At 69.1% G+C, this 21,656-nt stretch carries 17 protein-coding genes; 8 read left to right on the forward strand and 9 right to left on the reverse strand.

Going from position 1 to position 21,656, the window contains the following annotated elements; all coding sequences use genetic code 11:
• Positions 1–51: 51 nt before the first annotated feature.
• Both KF837_14750 and KF837_14755 read left to right on the forward strand, forming a co-directional pair.
• Entirely contained in the window at positions 52–2,064 is a 2,013-nt protein-coding gene (locus KF837_14750) for a thioredoxin domain-containing protein (GenBank protein ID MBX3228577.1), read from the forward strand.
• 214 nt (positions 2,065–2,278) lie between these two features.
• Complete coding sequence (locus KF837_14755; GenBank protein MBX3228578.1) at positions 2,279–3,229, forward strand: PPC domain-containing protein; 951 nt, start codon at positions 2,279–2,281, stop codon at positions 3,227–3,229.
• A 12-nt stretch (positions 3,230–3,241) separates the two neighbouring features.
• Here KF837_14755 and KF837_14760 read toward each other — a convergent pair whose 3' ends face one another.
• The 7 genes from KF837_14760 to KF837_14790 form a co-directional block, all read right to left on the reverse strand.
• Complete coding sequence (locus tag KF837_14760) at positions 3,242–5,149, reverse strand: response regulator (GenBank protein MBX3228579.1); 1,908 nt, start codon at positions 5,147–5,149, stop codon at positions 3,242–3,244.
• A gap of 38 nt (positions 5,150–5,187) precedes the next feature.
• A complete protein-coding gene (locus KF837_14765) occupies positions 5,188–6,381 on the reverse strand; it encodes a response regulator (protein MBX3228580.1) in 1,194 nt (397 codons plus the stop codon).
• Between the two features lie 42 nt (positions 6,382–6,423).
• Positions 6,424–9,429: a response regulator gene (locus tag KF837_14770; protein ID MBX3228581.1), complete on the reverse strand. Its 3,006-nt coding sequence runs from the start codon at positions 9,427–9,429 to the stop codon at positions 6,424–6,426.
• Positions 9,430–9,439: 10 nt separating this feature from the next.
• The gene (locus tag KF837_14775; GenBank protein MBX3228582.1) at positions 9,440–10,399 is read right to left on the reverse strand and encodes a hypothetical protein; all 960 of its coding nucleotides are present in this window, start codon (positions 10,397–10,399) and stop codon (positions 9,440–9,442) included.
• A gap of 449 nt (positions 10,400–10,848) precedes the next feature.
• Entirely contained in the window at positions 10,849–12,654 is a 1,806-nt protein-coding gene (locus tag KF837_14780) for a thiamine pyrophosphate-binding protein (GenBank protein MBX3228583.1), read from the reverse strand.
• 36 nt (positions 12,655–12,690) lie between these two features.
• Positions 12,691–13,293: a response regulator gene (locus KF837_14785; GenBank protein ID MBX3228584.1), complete on the reverse strand. Its 603-nt coding sequence runs from the start codon at positions 13,291–13,293 to the stop codon at positions 12,691–12,693.
• Between the two features lie 237 nt (positions 13,294–13,530).
• On the reverse strand, positions 13,531–14,703 hold the full coding sequence (locus tag KF837_14790; GenBank protein ID MBX3228585.1) for an EAL domain-containing protein: 1,173 nt from the start codon (positions 14,701–14,703) through the stop codon (positions 13,531–13,533).
• Between the two features lie 155 nt (positions 14,704–14,858).
• Here KF837_14790 and KF837_14795 point away from each other — a divergent pair, with 155 nt between their 5' ends.
• The 3 genes from KF837_14795 to KF837_14805 all read left to right on the forward strand — a co-directional run bounded on the left by KF837_14795 (position 14,859) and on the right by KF837_14805 (position 16,347).
• A complete protein-coding gene (locus tag KF837_14795) occupies positions 14,859–15,203 on the forward strand; it encodes a PilZ domain-containing protein (GenBank protein ID MBX3228586.1) in 345 nt (114 codons plus the stop codon).
• Between the two features lie 127 nt (positions 15,204–15,330).
• Positions 15,331–15,975, forward strand: a complete 645-nt coding sequence (locus KF837_14800; GenBank protein ID MBX3228587.1) for a sigma-70 family RNA polymerase sigma factor — start codon at positions 15,331–15,333, stop codon at positions 15,973–15,975.
• Positions 15,976–16,062: 87 nt separating this feature from the next.
• Positions 16,063–16,347, forward strand: a complete 285-nt coding sequence (locus tag KF837_14805; protein MBX3228588.1) for a hypothetical protein — start codon at positions 16,063–16,065, stop codon at positions 16,345–16,347.
• Between the two features lie 6 nt (positions 16,348–16,353).
• Here KF837_14805 and KF837_14810 read toward each other — a convergent pair whose 3' ends face one another.
• Both KF837_14810 and KF837_14815 read right to left on the reverse strand, forming a co-directional pair.
• A complete protein-coding gene (locus tag KF837_14810) occupies positions 16,354–17,346 on the reverse strand; it encodes a sigma-54-dependent Fis family transcriptional regulator (protein MBX3228589.1) in 993 nt (330 codons plus the stop codon).
• A gap of 6 nt (positions 17,347–17,352) precedes the next feature.
• A complete protein-coding gene (locus tag KF837_14815; GenBank protein ID MBX3228590.1) occupies positions 17,353–18,006 on the reverse strand; it encodes a hypothetical protein in 654 nt (217 codons plus the stop codon).
• 225 nt (positions 18,007–18,231) lie between these two features.
• On the opposite strand from KF837_14815, the gene KF837_14820 reads away from it, so the two are divergent.
• The 3 genes from KF837_14820 to KF837_14830 are packed head-to-tail and all read left to right on the forward strand — an operon-like array spanning position 18,232 to position 21,568.
• Positions 18,232–18,624 (forward strand): PilZ domain-containing protein, encoded by a 393-nt coding sequence (locus KF837_14820; protein MBX3228591.1) that lies wholly within the window; start codon positions 18,232–18,234, stop codon positions 18,622–18,624.
• 33 nt (positions 18,625–18,657) lie between these two features.
• Positions 18,658–21,027 carry a thioredoxin domain-containing protein gene (locus KF837_14825; protein ID MBX3228592.1) on the forward strand — a complete coding sequence of 790 codons (2,370 nt, stop codon included), beginning with the start codon at positions 18,658–18,660 and terminating at the stop codon, positions 21,025–21,027.
• A complete protein-coding gene (locus tag KF837_14830; protein ID MBX3228593.1) occupies positions 20,960–21,568 on the forward strand; it encodes a hypothetical protein in 609 nt (202 codons plus the stop codon). The genes KF837_14825 and KF837_14830 overlap by 68 nt, the downstream gene beginning before the upstream one ends.
• The last annotated feature ends 88 nt before the right edge of the window (positions 21,569–21,656 follow it).

Below are 21,656 nucleotides of genomic sequence, written 5' to 3' on the forward strand. Positions count from 1 at the left end.
CGGTCCGCGCGATAGTTGTAGTTTGCATTGAAATGGACTGGGTGAACGACCATGGCAAAAGAGAAAGAGCACAAGAGCCACGCGGCTGACGTGCGGCCCCCGCCCGACGCGGGCGGGATGAGCACCGGCGTCGCGATCATCGGCTTCATCCTCTGCTTCCTCGCCGGCGGCGCGGTGATGTGGGGCTACGACAGCCACCGCATCAAGACGGCCGGCATCTCCGCCGACAACGGCGGCAGCGGGGGTGGAGCGTGGGCGGACAAGGACTCGCCGATCCCGGTGTCGAGCGAGGATCCGGTCTGGGGCAACCGTGACGCTCCGGTCACGATCGTCATCTTCTCCGACTTCCAGTGCCCGTTCTGCTCGCGCGTCGAGCCGACGCTGGATCAGGTGAAGTCGACGTACGGCAAGGACAAGGTCCGTCTCGTCTGGAAGAACCAGCCGCTGCCGTTCCACGACAAGGCGAAGCCGGCGGCCGAGGCGGCGCAGGTCGTCTTCATGCAGAAGGGCTCCGACGCGTTCTGGAAGTTCCACGACACCGCGTTCAAGAACCAGAAGGAGCTCAGCCCCGAGTCCTACGAGAAGTGGGCGGTCGCGGCCGGCGCGGACCTCGCCAAGTTCAAGGCCGACATGGCCGCGCACAAGGGCGCGAAGAAGGTCGACGAGGACCAGGCGCTCGCGAACAAGGTCGGCGCGAACGGCACGCCGGCGTTCCGCATCAACGGCGTCGAGCTCTCGGGCGCGCAGCCGTTCGACAAGTTCAAGGAGGCGATCGACAAGGAGCTCTCGAAGGCGAACGCGAAGATCGCGAGCGGGACGCCCAAGGACAAGGTCTACGTCGCGATGTCGACGGAGAACTTCAAGGCCGCGCCCCCGAAGAAGGACGAGGACGAGGGCGAGAAGGAAGACGACAAGACGGTGTGGAAGGTGCCGGTCGGCAACTCCCCGCAGCTCGGCAAGAAGGAAGCGATCGTCACGATCATCGAGTTTTCCGACTTCCAGTGCCCGTACTGCAAGCGCGTCGAGGACACGCTCAAGAAGGTGATGGACACCTACGGTGACAAGGTCCGTCTCGTGTGGAAGCACGAGCCGCTCCCGTTCCACCCGCGCGCCGAGCCGGCGGCGGAGTTCTCGCTCGAGGCGCGCGCGCAGAAGGGCGGCGACCCGGGCTTCTGGGCGGCGCACCACAAGCTGTTCGAGATCCAGCCGAAGCTGGAGGACGCCGACCTCGAGAAGGCGGCGGCCGACATGGGCCTCAACGTCGACAAGGTGAAGGCCGCGATCAAGGACAAGAAGTACAAGAAGGAGATCGACGCGGACGCCGAGCTCGGCGAGGACGTCCAGGCCTCCGGCACGCCGCACTTCTTCGTGAACGGCCGCCGTCTCGTCGGCGCGCAGCCGTTCGAGAAGTTCCAGAAGATCATCGACGAGGAGATCAAGAAGTTCGACGATCTCAAGGGCAAGGTCGCGGCGAAGGACTACTACGACCACCTGATGAAGGACGCGAAGGGCGCGCCGGAGCCGGAGAAGAAGCAGGCGCCGCCGGTGCCCGCGGGCTCGCCGTACAAGGGCGCGGCGAACGCGAAGGTCGTCATCCAGGAGTGGTCGGACTTCCAGTGCCCGTTCTGCAGCCGCGTCGAGGGCACCGTCGACGAGGTGATGAAGAACTACGAGGGCAAGGTGAAGTTCGTGTGGCGCGACAAGCCCCTCCCGATGCACCCCGACGCCCCGCTCGCGAGCGAGGCCGCGCGCGAGGCGCTGAAGCAGAAGGGCCCTGACGGCTTCTGGAAGATGCACGGCAAGATGTTCCACAACCAGCAGAAGCTGAAGCGCGAGGACCTCGACGGCTACGCGAAGGAGATCGGCCTCGACATGGAGAAGTTCAAGGCGGCCCTCGACTCCCGCGCCCACAAGCCCGCCGTCGACGCCGACGACAAGGCAGGCACCGACATCGGCATCAGCGGCACCCCCGCCTTCCTCATCAACGGCTACTACATCAGCGGCGCGCAGCCGTACGCGAAGTTCAAGAAGCTCATCGACCGCGCCCTCGCCGAAGCGAAGTGACGCGACGCTGACGCATCAGCGCAACCCTCGAGGCCCTCGCCGCAACTTCGCGGCGGGGGCCTTCGTGTTTGTGCGGGCACGGGTATGGAGCGCCCTCGATCCACGCGGTTTGGGTGACAACGTCGATTGCGTTTCGGGAGCCGAGGTCCCGTCGAACTCCCCCACACCGACGCTCGCCGCGTCACCTTCTGTCACCTTCCGCTCCAGGAGCTCCATGATCCGTACGACTGCGCTCTTCGCCACGATCGCGATGTCGACCATTCTCGTCGCCTGCACGGTGACGACGGTCTCGAACGATCCAGGGAGCGCGGCCGACTCGGGCGCCCCGCTCGGCGAGAACGACGCGGCCGCGTCGTCGTCGCCCGACGGGGGCGAGGATGAGTCCACGGCGCCGATCGGCGGTTGCGCCTTCGGCGAGCCGAACGACGATCGCGACAACGCGACCGCGCTGACGATCGGCACCGCCTACACCGCGTGCACGTCCTCGAAGGACGACGACTTCTACGAGTTCACGACGCCGGACGACAAGGCCGGCGGGCTCCTCGAGATCACGTTCACGAACGTGAAGGACGGCCGGATCGAGAGCACGCTCTTCACCGCCGCCGACAACGACAAGATCGGCTCCGAGTACGAGACGACGAAGGGCGCCGATCATCGGGTGTACCTCGGCGTGGCTCCGAACGTGAAGTACCGGCTCATGGTCACCTCCTGGTCGACGGCGAACGACGCCTTCTCGTACGACTTCAAGGTCAGCTACACGAAGACGAGCGACGAGTTCGAGCCGAACGACACGCGTGAGGAGGCGAAGCCCATCACGGTCGGCACGTCGATCGAAGGCACTCTGACCCCGAAGATCACGCTCGCGGGCGCGGACAAGGGCTGGTCCGATTGGTTCTCGGTGGACCTGGCCTCGGGAGGCACGACGATCAAGCTCGAGAACGTGGCGACGAACCTCTCCGGCGAGATCGAGCTCTACAACGCGGACGGGGCGCGCATCGGGTCCGACTACTCCTCGACCAAAGGCGCCAACGTGACCCTGTCGAAGGCGGTCAGCGCGGGCAAGCACTACGTGCGGGTCATGCCGTGGAGCAACATCCCGCACACCGGCAAGGGGCCGGCCCCCGACAACTTCGAGCGCAGGTACAAGCTCACCGTCACGCAGTGACGAGCGAGAGCCTCAGTCGCCCCGGGCGAGCCACTTTACGCTGGTGCGTTCGCCTTCGGGGGGGCGGCTCATGCGCATGAGGAGGTCGCGGACCTCCTTCAGGTCGACCGGTTTTTCGAGGTGGGGCTGGCCGACCGTGTCGAGGAAGGTCTGCGCGCGACCCGTGAAGGCGCCGCCGGTGAGGAACACCGTGCGCTTCGCGAGCTCCGGGTCGTCGTGCGTCAACACCTCGTGGAGCTCGATGCCGGAGAGCTCGGACATCACCAGATCGCACAACATCGCGTCGTAGCTGCCGCCGGCGCGGACGAGGTCGAGCGCCTCGCGGCCGTTTCGTGCCTGCGCGACCTCGAAGTCGCGCGCGAGGATGCGCGTCAGCGAACGGAGGACGAGCGGGTCGTCGTCGACGACGAGGACGCGGCGCTGGAGCGCGGACTCCTTCTGCGTCTTCGTCGCGTCGTCCGCTCCCGCCTCCACCGTGGGGAGCGCCACCTTCGCGATCGTCCCACCCCCCGGGCGCGGCGAGAGCGTGAGCTCGCCGCTGTGCGCGGAGACCGCGGCGCGCGCGATGGCGAGGCCCATGCCGGGGCGGCGCGGCTTCGTCGAGAAGTAGGCGTCGAAGACCTTGCTCGCGATCGCGGGATCGATGCCCGAGCCCGTGTCGCTGATCTCGAGGACGACCGTGCCGCGGCCCTGCTGCCGCGTCTCGACCGTGATCTCGTTGTTCGTCACCATGCCCTCGGGCATCGCCTGCGCGGCGTTCACGAGGAGGTTCAAGACGAGCTGCGCCAGCTTCGCCTCGTTGCCGATGATCGGCACCGCCGCGTTGAGCTTCTTCGTGAGCTTCGCGCGGTGGCGGATCTCGGCGAAGACGATGTTGCAGCACGACTCCGTGATCGTGTTGATGTCGACCCGGCCCGAGCGATGGTCCGGGCACGCGAACACGCGGACGTCGCGCACGATGTTCTGGACCCGCTGCGAGGCGCTGTGCGCCTCCTGCAGCATCGTGCGGAGCTCGCCGAAGTCGTCGAGCGTGTCTTCCGGGACCTTGCCCTCGAGCTCGCCGGTGACGTGGACCGCCTCCTCCACGTTCGCGAGGACGACCGCGAGCGGGTTGTTGATCTCGTGCGCGAGGCCGGTCGCGAAGGAGCCGATCGCGGTGACCGACACCGAGGCGGCGAGCTTCTCCTCCTCCGTCTTCTTCCGCGTGAGGTCGCGCACGAACACGAAGTGGCCGCGGCCGCCCGCGCGCGCGTTGATCGAGATCTGGAGCGGGAGGAGCCGGTTGTCCTTCCGGATCGCGCGCGCCTCCGTCTCGTGGAGCTCGTCGGGCCGCGCCGCCGCGAGCGCGGAGGCGACGTGGGCGCGATCGCTCGGGTGGATCAGATCGAGGAAGGGCATGCCCTCGATCTCGCCGACCGCGTAACCGAGGAGCGAGTGGATCGCCGGGTTGCCGCCGACGCACATGCCGCGCTCGTCCACGCGCGTGATCGCGTCGACCGCGTGGGCGAGCGCCGCGGAGAGCTCGTTGATCTCCGCGAGGCGGCGCACCCGCTCCACCGCGTAGGCGACCGAGAGCGGGAGGCCGGGCCACGCGCGCTCCGCCTTCACGATGTACTCCTGCGCGCCGAGCTCCACCGCGCGGAGGCCGAGGTCCTCGCGATCGTCCCCCGTGAGCACGAGCACCGCGCCGCCGTGCGCCGCGGCATGGATGTTCTCGAAGGTCGAGAGGCCGTCGGAGTCCGGCAGGCCGAGGTCGGCGACGCACGCGTCGAAGCGCGCCCCCGCGAGGCGAGCCTTCGCGTCGGCGAGCGAAGCCACGCGCTCCACCACGAACTCGATCCGCTTGAAGCGGGTGAGCACGCGCGTGATGAGCGCCGCGTCGTCGTCGTTGTCTTCTACGAGGAGAACCGTCGTCCTCATGCCTCTCCCAAGGACGAAGCGAGAGTACCAGGCCTCGTTCAGTGCGTCGCGCCGAAGACAGGGAGCGTGAACGTCACGTCCGTGCCGGTGCCCAGTGTGCTCTCGATGCGCAGATCCCCGCCCAGTCTTCCGACGAGGCGTTTGCACTGTGCGATGCCGAGCCCGGTGCCTGCGTCGCGCGTCGTGTAAAAAGGGGTGCCGAGCTTCGAGAGGACGTCGGGCGGGATCCCCGGGCCGTTGTCGTGAACCGAGACGGTCAGGAAACCGTCCGCCACCGCCGTGTGGATGCGGACGACGCCCTCCCGCACGTGGTGCTCCTCGAGCGCCTGCTGTGCGTTCCGGATCAGGTTCACGATGACCTGGAGGAGGTCGGTCGAGGTCGCGCGCACGCGCGGGAGGTCGCTCGGTCCCTCGAAGACGAGCTTGCTCCCGCCCGCGATCCCGCCGCTCCGACACATCGAGAGCGCGAGCTTCAACACCGGTCCCGGCGCGACGTCGCCGCTCGTCGGCGGCGCGGTGTCGTGGCGCTGGAACTGGCGCATCTGCTTCATGAGGTCGGTCATGAACGTCGCGCAGCTCGCGAGGTTCGACGCGAGATCGGGGAGCTCCTCGCCGAGGGCGGCGAGCGTCGAGCGCTCTTGCTCGGTCAGCTTCGTGTCGCCGTTCGCGATGCGCGACAGCGCGGGCGCGACCTTCGAGAGCTCGCTCAGCTGCTCGGCGCTCATCGACACCGCCATCACCGGTTGGTTCAGGTCGTGGAGCACGGCGGCCGAGACCTGACCGAGCGTGCGGAGGCGCTCCGTCTGCACGAGGCGCAGCTGGAGCGCGTTGTTCTGGCGACCGGCGACGAACGCCTCGAGCGCCCAGCGCAACGTCTCTTCGAGCTCGGTCCGATCCCACGGCTTGATGACGTAGCGCGCGACGAGCCCTTCGTTCACCGCGCCGAGGATCGGCTCGAGATCGCTGTAGGCGGTGAGGATCATGCGGACGGTGTCCGGCGAGACGTCCTTCACCCGCCGCAAGAGCTCGTCGCCGCTCATCCCCGTCATCCGTTGATCGGAGACGATCACCGCGACGGGCTCGTGCGTCTTCGCGCAGAAGTCGAGCGCCTCCTCGGCGGAGGCGACCGCCTTGATCTTGAACTTCTTGCCGAACGTCGCTTGGAAGACGACGCGGTTCGCGTGCTCGTCGTCGACGTAGAGGATCAGTTGTTCGGTCGGAGTCGGAGTCATGACGGACTCGCGCTGATTCTACCGGCTTCCCTGATTGAGACGTCAGGATTCGAGCGGCATCTCCAGGCGGAAGACCGAGCCTCCGCCGTGCCGTCGGACGTCGAGCGAGCCGCCGTGACGGAGGGCGATGTCGCGCGCGGTGGAGAGCCCGAGGCCGGTGCCGCTGCCCGCGGGCTTCGTCGTGAAGAAAGGCTCGAAGATCCGCTCGCGGAGGTCCTCCGGGACCCCCGGGCCGCTGTCGGTGACCTCGAGCACGACGCGCTGCTCCTCGAGCCCGCTCCGCACCTCGACCCATCCGCCGCGGCCGGCGGCGTGGGCGCCGTTCTCGAGCAGGTTCGTGAGGACCTGCGCGAAGAGCGGCTCCGCGCAGCGGATCGGGCCGGTGTACTCGAGCTTCTCGCGCAGGCTCACGCCGTCGAGCGTGTGCTGCATCGTCGTCTTCACCCGGCGCAGGAGCGCGTCGAGCGGCACGCCCGCGCGCTTCAGCTCCACGCCGCGCTTGAACCCGAGGAGCTCGCGCGAGAGGGAGCCGACCTGGTTCGCGCAATGTTCGATCACGTCGAGCAGCTCGGCCGTCATCGAGCCGGCCTCGAGGACCTCGGCGGGGAGGAGCTCGCGCAGAGGGGCGACCGCGTTGACGATGCCGTTCGCCGGGTTCCGGATCTCGTGCGCGAGGCCGGCCGAGAGCGTGCCGAGCGCGGCGAGCTTCTCCGTCTCGAGCAGCTGCAGCGCGAGGGCGCGGATCGCGAGCTGCGAGCGCACGCGCGCGCGGAGCTCCTCCGGCTCGAACGGTTTGTGGATGTGATCGATCGCGCCGGCGTCGAAGCCGGCGAGCTTGTCCTCCACTCCGCCGAACGTCGTGAGGATGAGCACCGGCGCCATGCGGTTGTTCGGGAGCGCGCGGAAGCGCTTCGTGAGCTCGATGCCGTCGATGCCGGGCATCGCGATGTCGGTGATGAGGAGATCGGGCGCGTGGTCCTTCGCGAGCGCGAGCGCGCTCGTGCCGTCGGGCGCCGCGATGACGCGGTAGCTCGTCGCGAGCAGCTTCGCGGTGTGGTCGCGGAGCGCGGGGTCGTCCTCGGCGAGGAGGATCGTCGCGCGCGCGCCGCCGCGCATGCACTCGTAGATGCGAGGCTCCGCGAGCGCGCTGCCCGCGGCGCCGTAGTCTTCGGGGCGGAGCGCCGGCGCGTTCGCGTCGTTCGCTGCGGTCGCGCCCTCCGCCGACTCCGCCGGCTCCGCGAGCTCCGCCGGCTCCGCGAGCGGGAGCTCGACGCGGAAGAGCGCGCCGCCGCCCGGCGCGTCGAGCACGGAGGCGGCGCCGCCGTGCGCCTCCGCGAGCTCCTTCACGAGCGAGAGGCCGAGGCCGCTTCCGCCGATCGCGGCCTTGCGCGCGCCTTCGCCGCGCTCGAAGCGACCGAAGAGGCGCTTCTTCAGGTCGTCGTCGATGCCGGCGCCGTCGTCCTGCACCTCGAGGACCGCGCGGCCGTCCTCTCGCCGCACGGCGACGTGGACGGTCCCTCCCTTCGGCGTGAACTTCAGCGCGTTCGAGACGAGGTTCGCCATGATGCGCTCGAGCGCGTTCGGATCGGCGAGGACGATCGTCCCCGTCGCGACGTCGTGCGAGAGCGTGAGCGACGCCGCCCCCGCCGCCGCGGTCCACGCCTCCGCGACCGCGCCGGCCATGCGCCCCAGATCGCAGCGCGTCGTCGCGAGCTTGACCTCGTTCTCGCGTCCCTCCGCGAGGATGAGGAGCTCGTCGACCATGCGGAGCACGCGGCGCGCGCCGTGCTCGATCGCGCTCAGCGTCTTCTCCGCCGCGGGGTCGACGTTGCCGCTCCGCCGCGCCTCCGCGACGGCGAGGAGGATGAGCGAGAGCGGAGAGCGGAGGTCGTGGTTGACGTTCGCGAAGATGCGATCGCGCGCTTCCTTCGCCTCGCGGAGCTCGGCGGTGCGCTCGGCGACGCGGGCCTCGAGGCCGCGGCGGTAGTCGTCCAGCACGAGGTACGAGATCGCGTTGTCGATCGCCATCGCGATGTTCGGGACGATGAACGCGAGGAGCTCCTCGCGCTCGACCGGGTCGGCGTGGGCGTACGCGCAGACGCGGATCGTGCCGTTGCGGCGGCCGTCCTGGCCGACGAGCTCGCGGTCCCAGCACGTGACGCCGCCGGCGCCGTGCGACGCCTCGCGCACGATCGAGAGGCCGTCGATCTCGACGTCGAGGGCGAACGTCACCGTCGCGTAGCCGCCGACGTCGATCAGCGCCTTCGCGATCGCGTCGAGGCTCACGTCGAGGTCGAGGTGGCGCTGGACGAGCTCGTTGACGCGGTGGGCGGTCGAGAGCTGCTTCGCCTGGACCTCCAGCTTCGCCTTCTGCCGCTCGATCTCCTGGTAGCGCGCCTGGAGCGCGATCTCGGCGTCGTCGAGCTCGCTCGCGATCTCGCGTGACGCCGTCACCCAGTTGTACGCGCGCCGCAGCGTGCTGACGCGCTCGCTGCCGGCCGGCAGCGTCACGTCGAAGCGCATGCCGCGCTCGATCGGCACGAGCGTGATGCCGGCCTCGCTCTTCCCGAACATGAGCGGCACGACGCGGAAGCCGCCCTTCACGAGGAGGAAGAACTCGGGGGAGTGGACGTACCCGTCGTCGATGCGGACGTCGAGGCTGAGCCGGTTCGTTCCGAGGTCGTGGAAGTCGGTCGTCGTGCAGTCGTGCATCTGACTGCCGCCGCCCTTCTTCCCCTTCTTCGTCCCGTTCGCGAGCCAGCGATAGAACTCCTTCGGCGTGAAGAGCGCGCTCGCGAGGAGGCGCGCGTAGCGGAGGAAGGGCGAGTCGATCCACGACGCGCCCTGGGCTTCGATCTCGTCCGGCGTCCAGATGCGGCGGAGGTTCGTCATGAGCTGGGCGAAGTCCGCCCAGTCGATGCGCTCGTGCTTGTTCTGGAGGTGGGCGAGCGGGATGTCGACCCCGCGCGTCCAGACGTCCGGCGGAAGACCGCGCTTCTTCAGCTCACGGAAGTGGACGTCCAGGACACGGCACGAGACTTCTTTCATGACACCGACTTCAGCGCCCCCATCGCATCGCCATTCCGGACCACGTCATCCCGGTTCCACCGGAGAAGCCGGCGACGACGTCGCCGGGGCGGAGCAGACCTTCCTTCTCGGCTACGGCCAGCTGCAGGGGAAGGTTCACCGAGCTCACGGTGCCGGTGTAGTGGAAGTGCTCGACCGTCTTCGCGTGGGCGAGGCCGGCGCACGCCTGGGTGACGGGGAGGAGCCACTTGAACCCCTGATGCCCGGCGAAGAACGACACGTCCGACGGCGCGAGGCGCGCCTTCTCGAGCGCCTCGCCGACGAACTGCTTCGCGCGATCGGCCATCCGGACGACCATGTCGAGGTTCGCGGCTCGGTCCTCGGAGTAAATCACGCAGCGATCGTCCTGCCAGCGCTTGCCGGGGACGCCGCACAGGAGCGCGCCCCAGAGGTTGCCGTTCTGGTGGTGAGAGAAGGAGAGGAGACCACGACCCTCGCTGACCTCGCCGAGCACCACCGCCGATCCGGCGTCGCCGCCCCAGGCGTCGATCATCTCGCCCGAGTCGGGGAAGCGGGTGAGGGCGGAGGACTGCGTGAGGAGAGCGTACTTGATCGCCCCGCTCTGGATCATCGCCTGCGCGAGGCTGAGCTGGAGCATGAACGAGTTGCAAGCAGCGTCCGTGCCCATCACCATCGTCCGCTGCGGGAGGCCGAGCTTGCCGGCGACCATCGCGGCGGAGGGGACGTTGATGTAGTCGACGCAGATCTGGTGGCTGAGGACGAGGCCGATCTCGTCCTTGTCGATGCCCGCGCGTGCGATCGCCTCACGCGCGGCGAGCGTCTCCATGTCGGAGGCGGTCATGTCGTCGGCGACGACCCGCCGCTCCACCGCGCCCTGGAACGGATCGTTCGCGAGCGCGGCGAGCGCCTCGAGCGTCCGGCGCGAGCCCTCGGTGTTCTCCGCCACGAGCGCGGCATGGAGCTTGTCCATCCGCCGCAGCGCCTTCTCCCGCCACGACTTGACCGTCTCTTCGGACCAGTACGCGTTCGTACGAACGCTCGGGGGAAGGTAAGCCGCCACCCCAACGATACCAACCGACTTGTTCATGACATCACTCCGTGAAATAACCCAAATTAGCCAAAACTGATTCACAAGCTCGAGCGAACCCACTCGAGCCTGGCATGGGAGCTCCGAGGCCCAAGCCCGCCACCCTCGGCGAGCAGGGCGCGCAGCCCCCTGCGATAAAGACCCGCGGCCAAATTCGGAAGCCCGCGGCCCCCCCATCGGCGAGCAGCGGAGGATGCGCGCGTCTTCGCGCGCGTCCTACGGCTGCGATGAAGACCCCCCCTGCGATGAAGCCCCCCGCCGCGGCCAAATTCGGAAGCCCGCGGCCCCCCCATCGGCGAGCAGCGGAGGATGCGCGCGTCTTCGCGCGCGTCCTACGGCTGCGAGCGGGGTGCAGGGGGCGCAGCCCCCTGCGATGAAGAAGCCGCCTTCTTCAGGAACTCGAGGCGTGAGGGCGAGAGGTGGATCGTCGGGTCGATCCGGATGTCGAGGACGAGGGGCTTGTTGCCGGCGAGGGCGACGAGGTCGAGGTCCTTCAGCTGATCGGGGGCGTCGATGACGATGCACTTCGCGCCCGCGCCTTCGGCGAGCTGTTTGATGTCCATCGGCATGGAGAATTTTGGCGTGCGGCCGTAGATAGCATCGTGGCCGATCTCCACCATCCCGTAGCGCTCGTCGTTGAGGACGGCGACGATCATCGGGACGTCGTTCTGCGCGGCGGTGGCGATGTCGCCGAGGGCCATCGAGAAGCAACCGTCACCGCAGATCGAGACGACGGGCGCCTCGGGCCTGGCGACCTTCATGCCGAAGGCGGCGCCGATGCCGGAGCCCATCGAGCCGAGCGCGAGCGTGATCATGAAGCCGCGCGGCGAGCGGGCCTCGATGTGGTGGAGCGCGAAGAACATGTGCGCGCCGATGTCGGACGTGTAGAGCGTGTCGGCGGGGACCGCTTGCTGCAGCTCCCAGAGCGCGCGCTGCGGAGCGATCTTCCCTTCTTTGCCGACGAGGACCTGATCGCCGGTGTTCGCGCGGCGAACGCCGTGCTTCATCGGGAGGCGACGCGGCATGCCCTGCATGCGCTGGAGCAGCTTCGGGATCGCGCCCTCGACCGTGTCGACGAGGCCGAGCGAGACCGGGTAGTTGCGGCCGATGCGTGACGGGTCGACGTCGAGGTGGATGAAGTGCTCGCTCGCGGCGAGCTTCGTGCTCCAGCTGTCGGAGGCGTGCTCGCCGAGGCTCGTGCCGATCGCGAAGAGCACGTCGACGCCGCGCTCGAGGTACTCGGTCGCGGAGGCGTGACCGCCCCAACCGAAGACGCCGAGGCTGAGCGGGTGCGTGTCGGGGAGGACCCCCTTGCCCTTCGGCGTCGTCATCACCGGGATCTGGAGGCGCTCGGCGAGCTGGCGCACGAGCTCGGGGCCGTTGCCCCAGCGCGCGCCCGAGCCGACGAGGATGAGGCCGCGCCGCGCCGACATGAGCGCGCCGGCGACGGCGTCGAGCGACTCCGCCGGCGGCTCGTACGTCTCCTTCGTGTTCACCTCCACCACCGGCGGCGTCGCCTTCGCGGTGGAGACGTCGATCGGGATCGTGAGCACGACCGGGCCGGGCCGGCCGCTCGCCGCGGTCGCGAGCGCGCGGCGGAGCAAGCCCGGCGCCGTCGTCGAGTCGATCACCTCGGCCGCCATCTTCGTGATCGGCTTGGCCATGTGGATGATGTCGAGGCCGTGCGAGGTGCCGTCCTGCGCGGCGCCCTTGCCGACGCGATCGCGCGGGACGTCGCCGGCGATGACGACGACGGGGAGGCCTTCGCAGTGCGCGGAGGCGATGCCCGTCATCGCGTTCAGGATGCCGGGGCCGGACGTCACCACGACGACGGCGACCTTTCCGGTCGCCTGCGCGTAGCCCGCCGCGGCGAACATCGCGCCCGCTTCGTGCCGCGTGGTGATGGTGGTGATCTCGGGACGATCGAGGAGCGCGTCCATGATCGGCGCGACCGGACCGCCGGGGAGCCCGAAGATGACTTCGACCCCGGCTTTGGCGAGGACGTCGACGAGGAGGTTGGCTGTGCGCGTCGGTGTCTTCCGGAGGGCGATGCCCGAGCTGGGAGACTCCGAGAAGCGAGGCGGAGACTCGTCCGAAATTTGGACGAGCGTCTCCGCCGCGTGTGCTGCATAGCCCATGCGAGAACCTTCAGACTTTCTTGAGCTAGTGAGTGACTAGTGCGCGCGAGCTTCTAGCTCTCCGCCGCGTGCCGGGTACATGAGGGCGAGGATCTGCCGTGCGTCGATCGGCTTCGCCAGGCACTTCACCGCGCCGGCTTCGAGCGCCTTCTGCTCGAGAGCAGAAGTGAATGCGCCGGAGACGACGTACACCGCCACGTCCTTGGTCGCCGGCGCTTTCTTGAGCCGGCGGCACACCTCGAGACCGTCGATGCCAGGCATGTAGACGTCGAGGAGGACGGCGTGCGGGTGGAAGGAACCCACCAGCACGAGCGCGTCGATGCCGTTCGAGGTCGTGGTGACCTCGACGCGATCAGCGAAGCGCTTGAAGGAACGGGAAAGGGCCTTGAGCTGATCCACCTCGTCATCGACGATCAGGAGGCGTTTTTTCGCCGCATCCTGAAGGTCCGCCGGGATCGGCATCTCGTGCCTTACGAGGAACGAGACGAGATCCGCGGCGCGAATGCGGCGGTGCCCACCAGGCGTACGGAAGGCCAGGAGGAGCCCGTCGTCCACCCACTTCTTGACCGAAGAGGGGTTCACCTGGAGGAGCTCCCCCACCTCGCTCGAGGTCAGTAGTTGGTCGCTGACGATTTTCACGGATTACTCTCCTTACTCGGAATGCGGGGCAAAGTCAAAACGAATTCGTTAAATTCGTTCGATTGGTGGTTTTGCAGCAGAATCGGGGCAGGGCGTCGCAATTACATCACGTTGGTCCCGGCCAACCCACGAGTTTACGGCCAAAGAGGCGCGGGCGTTCAGAGAAAGGTGACGAATTCGACGAGGGAGGCGGGGGGCGGGTAGGTCGCCCTTTGGGACACTTATGTATAAGAAATGTCACCACTTTTGGGTCGAAGCCGCGATCTCGGGCGAGGGCCGACCGAGATAGTAGCCCTGGAGATAGTCGCAGCCGAGCCCGACGACGCACGCCAATTCGTCGGCCGTCTCGATCCCCTCCGCGACGACGCGCATGTCGAGATCGCGGCAGAGGCGGGTCATCGAGGCGACGATCTGGCGCTTCACCGGGTTCTTCTCGACGTCGCGGATCAGGGTCATGTCGAGCTTCACGACCTCCGGCTCGAAGGTCGCGAAGCTGGTGAGGCCCGCGTAGCCGGCGCCGAGATCGTCGATGGCGATCTTGAAGCCGCGCCCGCGCAGCTCGGCGGCGCGATGTTTCGTCTCCGTGAGATCGTCGAGCGCCGCGCGCTCCGTGATCTCGAGCACCACGCGCGGCGCGATCTTCGTGAGCGGCGCGGCGCGATCGTAGAGGTCCGCGTCGAGGAGATCGGACGGATGGAGGTTCACGAAGAGGAGCGAGTCGTCGTCCCCGGGCCGGAACCCCTCCACCGCGCACGCGCGCACCCGGCGTCCGAGATCGTGCAGGCGCCCGAGCCGCTCCGCGGCTTCGATCACGGCGCCGGGATGAGGCATCGACGGCTCCTTCGTGCGCATGAGCGCCTCGTAGCCGGCGGTCTTCTGCGTGCGTCCGTCGACGAGCGGCTGGTACGCCATCGCGAGCGTGTCGAGCGCGCGGTTGAAGCTCGCGCTGAGGCCGGCGCGATCGCCCGCGAGCGGGGAGCCGCCGAGCCCGGCGAGCGCGGCCTCGCGCTTCGTGCGCGCGAGCAGCGCGAGCTTGCCGGCGCGGAGAAGCGTCGTCTCGAGCTGCTCGTGCGAGAACGGCTTCTGGAGGTACGTGAGCGCGCCGAGCTCGAGCGCCGCGATCGCGGTCTCGATGCTGGGCTGGCCGGTCATGAGGATGACGGGCACGTCGAGGTCGTACGAGCGGACGAGGCGCAGGAGATCGACGCCGGACATCCCGGGCAGGTTGATGTCGCTGAGGATGGCGTCGAAGGTCTGATCGACGAGGAGCCCTGCGGCGCCGCTGCCGTCGCCGCTCGGCACGACCTCGAAGTGCGCGCCGAGGCGTCGAACCAGGACCGCGCGCAAGGCTTCGTCGTCCTCGACGACGAGGAGGCGCGGCTTCGCGGGGATCTCGTTGGGTGCACCCATGGGCCCAGGACGCATGGGACACCTACGGCGGACCATCGTCAAACGATAAGCCGGGGGAAGCCGTGGAAAGTGTCCCGATAAGCACAGCGGCACCATTCCCCGGTTAGCGCCCGAGCCGCCTTAAGCCCCGCGCGGGGTGGACGTTCAGGATGCCCATGGATTCCTCCGAGCGCCGCCGCGACCTCCGTGCCCACGCTTCCCCACCACTCCACATCGTCCGGATCGGATCCGTCGAGAAGGTGGAGGTCCTGAACGTGAGCTACCGCGGGCTCTTCGTGAGGATGGATGAGCCTCCGCAGCTGAACGAGCTGCTCAAGGTGAGGGTGGAGCTGCCGGGGAAGAAGGTGATCAACGCGCATGTCGTGTCGGTGCGCATCGTCCCCGACGCGCAGGGCCGCGCCGGCGTCGGCGTCCGCTTCTTCGCCTTGGTGGGGGAGGAGAAGCGGGCGTGGGAGTCCTACATCACGAGCCTCGTCTCCCCGCGCCGGGCGGCGGCGTGACGCTCGCAGCGCCACCCGTTTGACGACCGCCAGGTCCATGACGGTTCTACAACCAACGACACCGACGAAAATACAGGGAAATCCAGAAAACAGAGGGAGGCACGGGGGCTGCTAGAGGGAGGTCACGATGGAACAGACCGCTCTCACCAGCACGAACGACGGCTTCGCCTCTCACATGCATCTCGTGCTCGGAATCGTCGCCGACTTCATGCGCCGCGTTCCCCGCAGCGTTCAGCGGGAGGACCTCGTGGCCGCCGGCTCCGTGGGTCTCCTCCATGCGCTCCGCTCCAAGAAGCACACCTGCCCGGAGATGCTCGCCGCGTACGCGCGCATCCGCATCCGCGGCGCGATCATCGACGAGCTTCGCCGTCACGACTGGAGCCCGCGCCGCCGGCGCACGCCCGGCGCGACCACACCGAGCCCGGTCATCACGAACGGCGCGCCGGCGCCGGCGGAGAAGCCGGAGGGCGTTGTCGTGATCGGCTTCGACGATCTCCCGCCGACGCACGCGATCCGCGAGGAGGGCCCGTCCCCGCTCGAGCAGGTCGAGACGAGCCGCGAGAACGGCGACCTCCGCCGCGCCGTCGACAAGCTCCCGCCGCGCGAGCGCAGCATCGTCTGCATGCGCTACTTCGAGGACCAGTCGAGCAAGAGCATCGCGACGATGATGGGCCTCAGCGAGGCCCGCGTGAGCCAGCTCCTCGCCCGCGCCACCGCGCAGCTGAAGGAGCTCCTCCTCGCCGACCAGGACATGCTCCCGCAGGCCGCCTGATTCGCCGTAAAAATCGCGACGCGTACGCGGAGCCGCGCCCAGCGCGAGCTCCGCGCTTCGATTCGTGCGGCGGCGTACACTTCGCCGGTGGCCGGAGCGCTGCAGTCGAGTGGCGACGACGGCGTCGAGCGCTGCGCCTTCTGCAGCGCGGACGCGGCCGGCCCCTGCGCCTCGTGCCGGCGCTCGGTCTGCGGCGACTGCTGCACGCTGACGGAGGGCGGCGCGAAGACGTGGGCGATCTGCCTCGAGTGCGATCGGAAGAAGGGCCGATCGCTCCGCGGCGCGTGGAGCGGGCTCGGCGTCTGGCTCCTCGGCCTCCTCGTCGCGCTCGCGACGATCGTCGCCCTGCTCGAGTGGCTCGCCCCGCGCTGAGCGCGCTCAGAGGCCGCGGCGGCGGATCATCTCCACCAGCGTCGTGCGGTTCATGCCGAGGAGGCGGGCGGCCCGGTTGCGGTTGCCGCTCGTTCGCTCCAGCGCCTGGCGGATCAGGCTGTTCTGGTACGACTCGAGCGTCTTGAACAGGTCGAGGCCCGCGCTCGGCAGCGTGCGCGGCAGCAGGCTCGGCGCTTCGGGCCTGCGCGCGACGCGGCCGAACACGTCGTCCGCTTCGACGAAGGGTCCCCGCGCGAGGAGGACCCCGCGCTCGAGCGCGTTCTCCAGCGCGCGGACGTTGCCGGGCCACGGATGGCCCTCGATCGCCGCGAACGCCGCGTCGGAGAGGCCTCGCAGATCGTCGCGCCCGGCGCGCTCCGCGAAGACGCGGCAGAAGTGGCGCGCGAGGAGGCGGAGGTCGGCGGTGCGCTCGCGGAGCGGGGGCAGCGCGAGATGGATCACGTCGAGACGATAGTAGAGGTCCTCGCGGAAGCGGCCCGCGCCGACCTCGGCTTCGAGGTCGCGGTTCGTCGCGGCGACGACGCGGACGTCGCAGCGGAGCGCCTCCGTCGCGCCGAGCGGCGTGTACTCGCGCTGCTGCAAGACGCGAAGGAGCTTCACCTGCATCGTGAGCGGGAGCTCGCCGATCTCGTCGAGGAAGAGCGTGCCGCCCTCCGCCGCCGCGACGTGGCCGTGATGGTCCGTCGTCGCGCCCGTGAACGCGCCGCGGACGTGGCCGAAGAGCTCGCTCTCGACCAGGTCGTTCGGGATCGCGCCGCAGTTGATCGTGACGAGCGGCGCCGCGCGGCGATCGCTCGCGTCGTGGAGCGCGGCGACGACCAGCTCCTTGCCGGTCCCGCTCTCGCCGCTCACGAGCACGGTGCACGACGACCGCGCGACACGATCGATCGTCTCGAGCATGTTCGCGAGCCGAGGATCGCGGCCGACGATCTTGCCGCGGCTCGTGGGCCGCAGCGTGGCGGCGACCGAGACGTTCATGCGCGATCAGGCCTCGAGCTGCGGCAGCCCCGGATACGGAACCGTGAGGCCTTTCCGCGCCGGCTGCGGCGCGTGGAGGCTGCAGTAGTCGCGACGCCGCGCGTACGCGTCGAAGGTGATGGAGGAGCAGCTCGCGCAGATGGAGAGATCGGTCTCGTAGTCGCCCGGTCGGACCAGGTAGTCCACCGCGAAGAGAGAGAGCACGCGGTCCGCGAGGCGCATCGACGCGCCTCGCACCGGCGCCCACGCCGGCTCGCGGAGGCCGTCCTCGCACCGCGTCACCGTCCCCGCGATGAGGGCGCGCAGGACGAACGCCGACGACTGGTCGGCGCAGACCTGCGCCAGCGCCTGGTGCACCTCCGTCCGCGCCGCGCGGATCACGCGGTCGACGACGCGGATGTCGATCTCCTTGATGAGCGGCGTCCCGCCGAGCAGGTTGGGCCCCTCCTCCTTCTTCACGTGACGCGTGGCGATGGCGTAAGGGCCCGCGAGCCACATCGCGAGCTCGGGCTTCCCCCAGCGCGCCGACTCGTTCATGAACTGGACCGCTGTCTCGCGGCACACGCGCGCCACTTCGGCGCCGCTGAAACCCTCCGGGAGCACCACGACGGTGTCCAGCGGACCGTCGAGGTTCGGGGGTAGGGATTGGACTAGGGTCATGATCCGCAAGCCCAGCACCCTCCGTACCAGCCCCGTAACTGCTCTCGATCGGGCGGCGAGCATCGGACGCATGACGGTCGAGCGTGCCGGCGCGAGCCACCGTCATGACGGAACCGTCAAGGCCTTGGCGTCACTGCTTTTTCTGCTGCTCCGGCTGAAGGGCCCGACCGATTCGCCGTTCCCTCCACCGTGGCAATGCAAGCGACGTTGGGAGGAGAGAGGACGATGGGTGCAGCGCTCAAACTCACGCCGGACGAGAGCTTCGGCGTCTTCGCGGATGCACGGAGGTCGCCGCGCGCCATCGCCTATCTCTGCATCGACCTCTGCAGCGAGCACAACTTCTGGACCGGCCTCACGATGAACATCTCGGAGGGCGGCGTGTTCGTCGCGACGCACGTGATGCTCGAGCCCGGCACGCTCGTCGGTCTGCACCTCGAGCTCCCGAACCGAGGCCACCGCATCATGACGCTCGGCGAGGTGCGCTGGAGCCGCGCGTACACGGGCGACGACGACGTCCCGCCCGGCCTCGGCATCAAGTTCGTCGGGCTCGATCTCGGGTCGCTCGCGGCGATCCGGAAGTTCATGACGACGATTCGCGAGCCGATCTTGTTCGAGTAGGCGCCGGCGGGGTCCCGCGCTACACGGGGGAGCGTGAAGACGCTTCCCCGTTTCGTCGTGCTCACGCTGAGCCTCGTCGTCGGCGTGCTCGCATGCAGGCCGTCGAAGACGCCCCAGGAGGAGGACAACCTCGTCATCGGCAAGCTGTCGGACGGCGGCGTGATCGAGGTGCAGGCCGCCGCGCCCGCGCCCGCGCCGCAATCGGAGGACGAGGCGGCGGTGCCGATCTTCGCGAACGACGCGACGCGCGGGAGCCGCCTCGCCGCCGTCACGATCGTCGTCTTCTCCGACTTCCAGTGTCCCTTCTGCTCGCGGCTCGTGCCGACGCTCGATCGCCTCTACGAGACGTACGGCGCCGAGAACCTCCGCATCGTCTTCAAGAACCAGCCGCTCCCGTTCCACCCGCACGCGCAGCTCGCGGCCGAAGTGGGGCAGGGCGTCCTCGAGCTCTCGGGCAACGAAGCGTTCTGGCGCTACCACGACCTCGTGTTCGAGAAGCAGCGGGACATGGAGCCGGAGCCCATCCTCGCGTGGGCGGCCGCCGCGGGCGCGGACGAGCGGCTGATCCGCGACGGGATCCAGCAGCGACGCTGGGCGACGAAGGTCAGTCGCGACCGGGAGGCCGCCCGCACGGTCGGCGCGAACGGCACGCCGGCGTCGTTCGTCAACGGCATCCTCGTCTCGGGCGCGCAGTCCTTCGAGAAGTTCAAGGCCGTCGTCGAGGCGGAGCTCGAGGTGAGCCGCGGCCTCGCGAGCCAGGGGATCCCGCGCGAGCAGATCTACACGCGCCTCGCCGCCACCAACTTCAAGTCGAAGGAAGACGAGGCGGCGGCGGAGGAGCGCGCCGAGGCCGCGCGCGAGGCGGCGGAGCTGAAGGTCGTCCACAAGATCCCCGCCGGCAACGGCCCCGCGCGCGGGCCGGCGACGGCGGAGGTGACGATCATCGAGTTTTCCGACTTCCAGTGTCCTTACTGCAAGAAGGTCGGCCCCACCCTCGAGCGCATCCGCCGCGAGTACGGCGACAAGGTCCGGATCGTGTGGCGCGACAACCCGCTCTCGTTCCATCCGCGCGCGGAGCCCGCCGCCCAGCTCGCGCGCGCGGCGCGGGCGCAGAAGGGCGACGCCGGGTTCTGGGCGGTGCACGACGCGCTCTTCGCGAGCCAGCCCAAGCTCGACGACGCGGACCTCGAGCAGATCGCGACCGACGCGAAGCTCGACGTCCAGAAGGCGATGGCGGCGGTGAAGGCGAAGACGTACGCGAGCGCGATCGACGCCGACGTCGTGCTCGGCGACGACTTCGAGGTGAAGGGCACGCCGAACTTCTTCGTCAACGGCCGCCGCCTCTCCGGCGCGCAGCCCTTCGAGAAGTTCAAGCCGCTCATCGACGAGGAGATCGCGAAGGCGACCGCGCTCCTCAAGGCCGGCACCGCGCGCACCGCGCTCTACGACGCGCTGATCAAGGACGGCAAGACGCCGCCCGAGCCGGAGCGCCGCGCGGTCCCGGGGCTCTCGCTGAACGCGCCGTTCCGCGGCGCCGCGAACGCGAAGGTCGTCATCCAGGAGTTCGCCGACTTCCAGTGCCCCTTCTGCGCGAAGGTCGACGCGACGCTCGAGGACCTCCTCAAGGCGTACCCCGGCAAGGTGAAGATCGTGTGGCGCGACCTGCCGCTCTCGATCCACGCCGACGCGCCGCTCGCGGCCGAGGCGGCGCGCGAGGCGTTCAAGCAGAAGGGCAACGACGGCTTCGCGAAGATGCAGGCCCTCCTCTTCAAGAACCAGAGCGCGCTGTCGCGGAGCGACCTCGACGGCTACGCGCAGCAGATCGGGCTCGACGCGACGAAGTTCGCCGTCGCGCTCGACAACCACACCCACGCGGCGGCGGTGCAGGCCGAGAAGAAGGCGGCCGAGGACGCGAAGGTGACCGGCACGCCGGGCTTCCTCGTCGGGCCGTACTGGGTGTCCGGCGCGCAGCCGCTCTCGAAGTTCAAGAAGGTCGTCGCGCTCGCGATGAACCCGCCGCCTGCGCCGCCTCCGCCGCCCGTCGCGCCGGCGCCCGGTCCGGAGCGCACGACGCCGACCGGCCTCAAGATCAAGGACGTCGCGATCGGGACCGGGCGCGAGGTGAAGTCGGGCGACACCGTGCGCGTCCACTACGTCGGCACGCTCACCGACGGCTCCGTGTTCGATGCGTCGAAGAAGCGCGGCGACGACGGCTTCACCTTCCAGGTCGGGCAGGGCCGCGTGATCAAGGGCTGGGACGAGGGGCTCGTCGGAATGAAGGTCGGCGGCAAACGGAAGCTGACGATCCCGCCGGATCTCGCTTACGGTGACCGTGGTGCAGGCGCGACGATCCCTCCCAAGTCGACGCTCGTCTTCGAGGTCGACCTCCTCGAGGTTCGCTAGCTCCCTCGCGATCGCCGTCGCGCTCACGCTCGTCCCGAGCGCGGCGCACGCGATCGAGGGGCAGCATCACCTCGGCCTCGCGCCCGCGCTCGGCATCCTCGTCATCTCCGACAAGTCGACGACGAGCACCGGCGCCGGCGGCGCGCTCCACTACACGTACGGCCTCACCGATCAGTTCAACCTCGCGCTCGAGGCGAGCTCGGTCGTCGTCGCGGCGAACCAGAAGGAGCTCCCGACGAGCCCGCACACGCGCCCGACGATGGTGCATCAGGCCGCCGCCGGCGTCTCGTACGTGATCGACATCTTCCGCTGGGTCCCGTACCTCCAGCTCCAGGGCGGCGCCGCGATGCTCACCGGCGGCACGCTCGATCGCGCGCTCGTGTTGCCGACCGTCTCCGCGGGCCTCGGCGTCGACTACCAGATCTCCCGCTCGATGGCGGTCGGCGTCGCGGGCCGCGAGCACCTCTTCGTCAGCAAGCTCGACACCTACCCGTCCTACACGACGGTGCTCCTGCGCTTCGAGCTGATGTGGGGATACTGAGATCCTCCCGATCCACGCAAGGTTGCGCAGCCATACCGGATCTTTCGGAAAAACTCGGCACCGAGCGCCGAGTACGTTTGTTGCACAG

Source organism: Labilithrix sp., from assembly GCA_019637155.1.
Lineage (GTDB): Bacteria > Myxococcota_A > Polyangia > Polyangiales > Polyangiaceae > Labilithrix.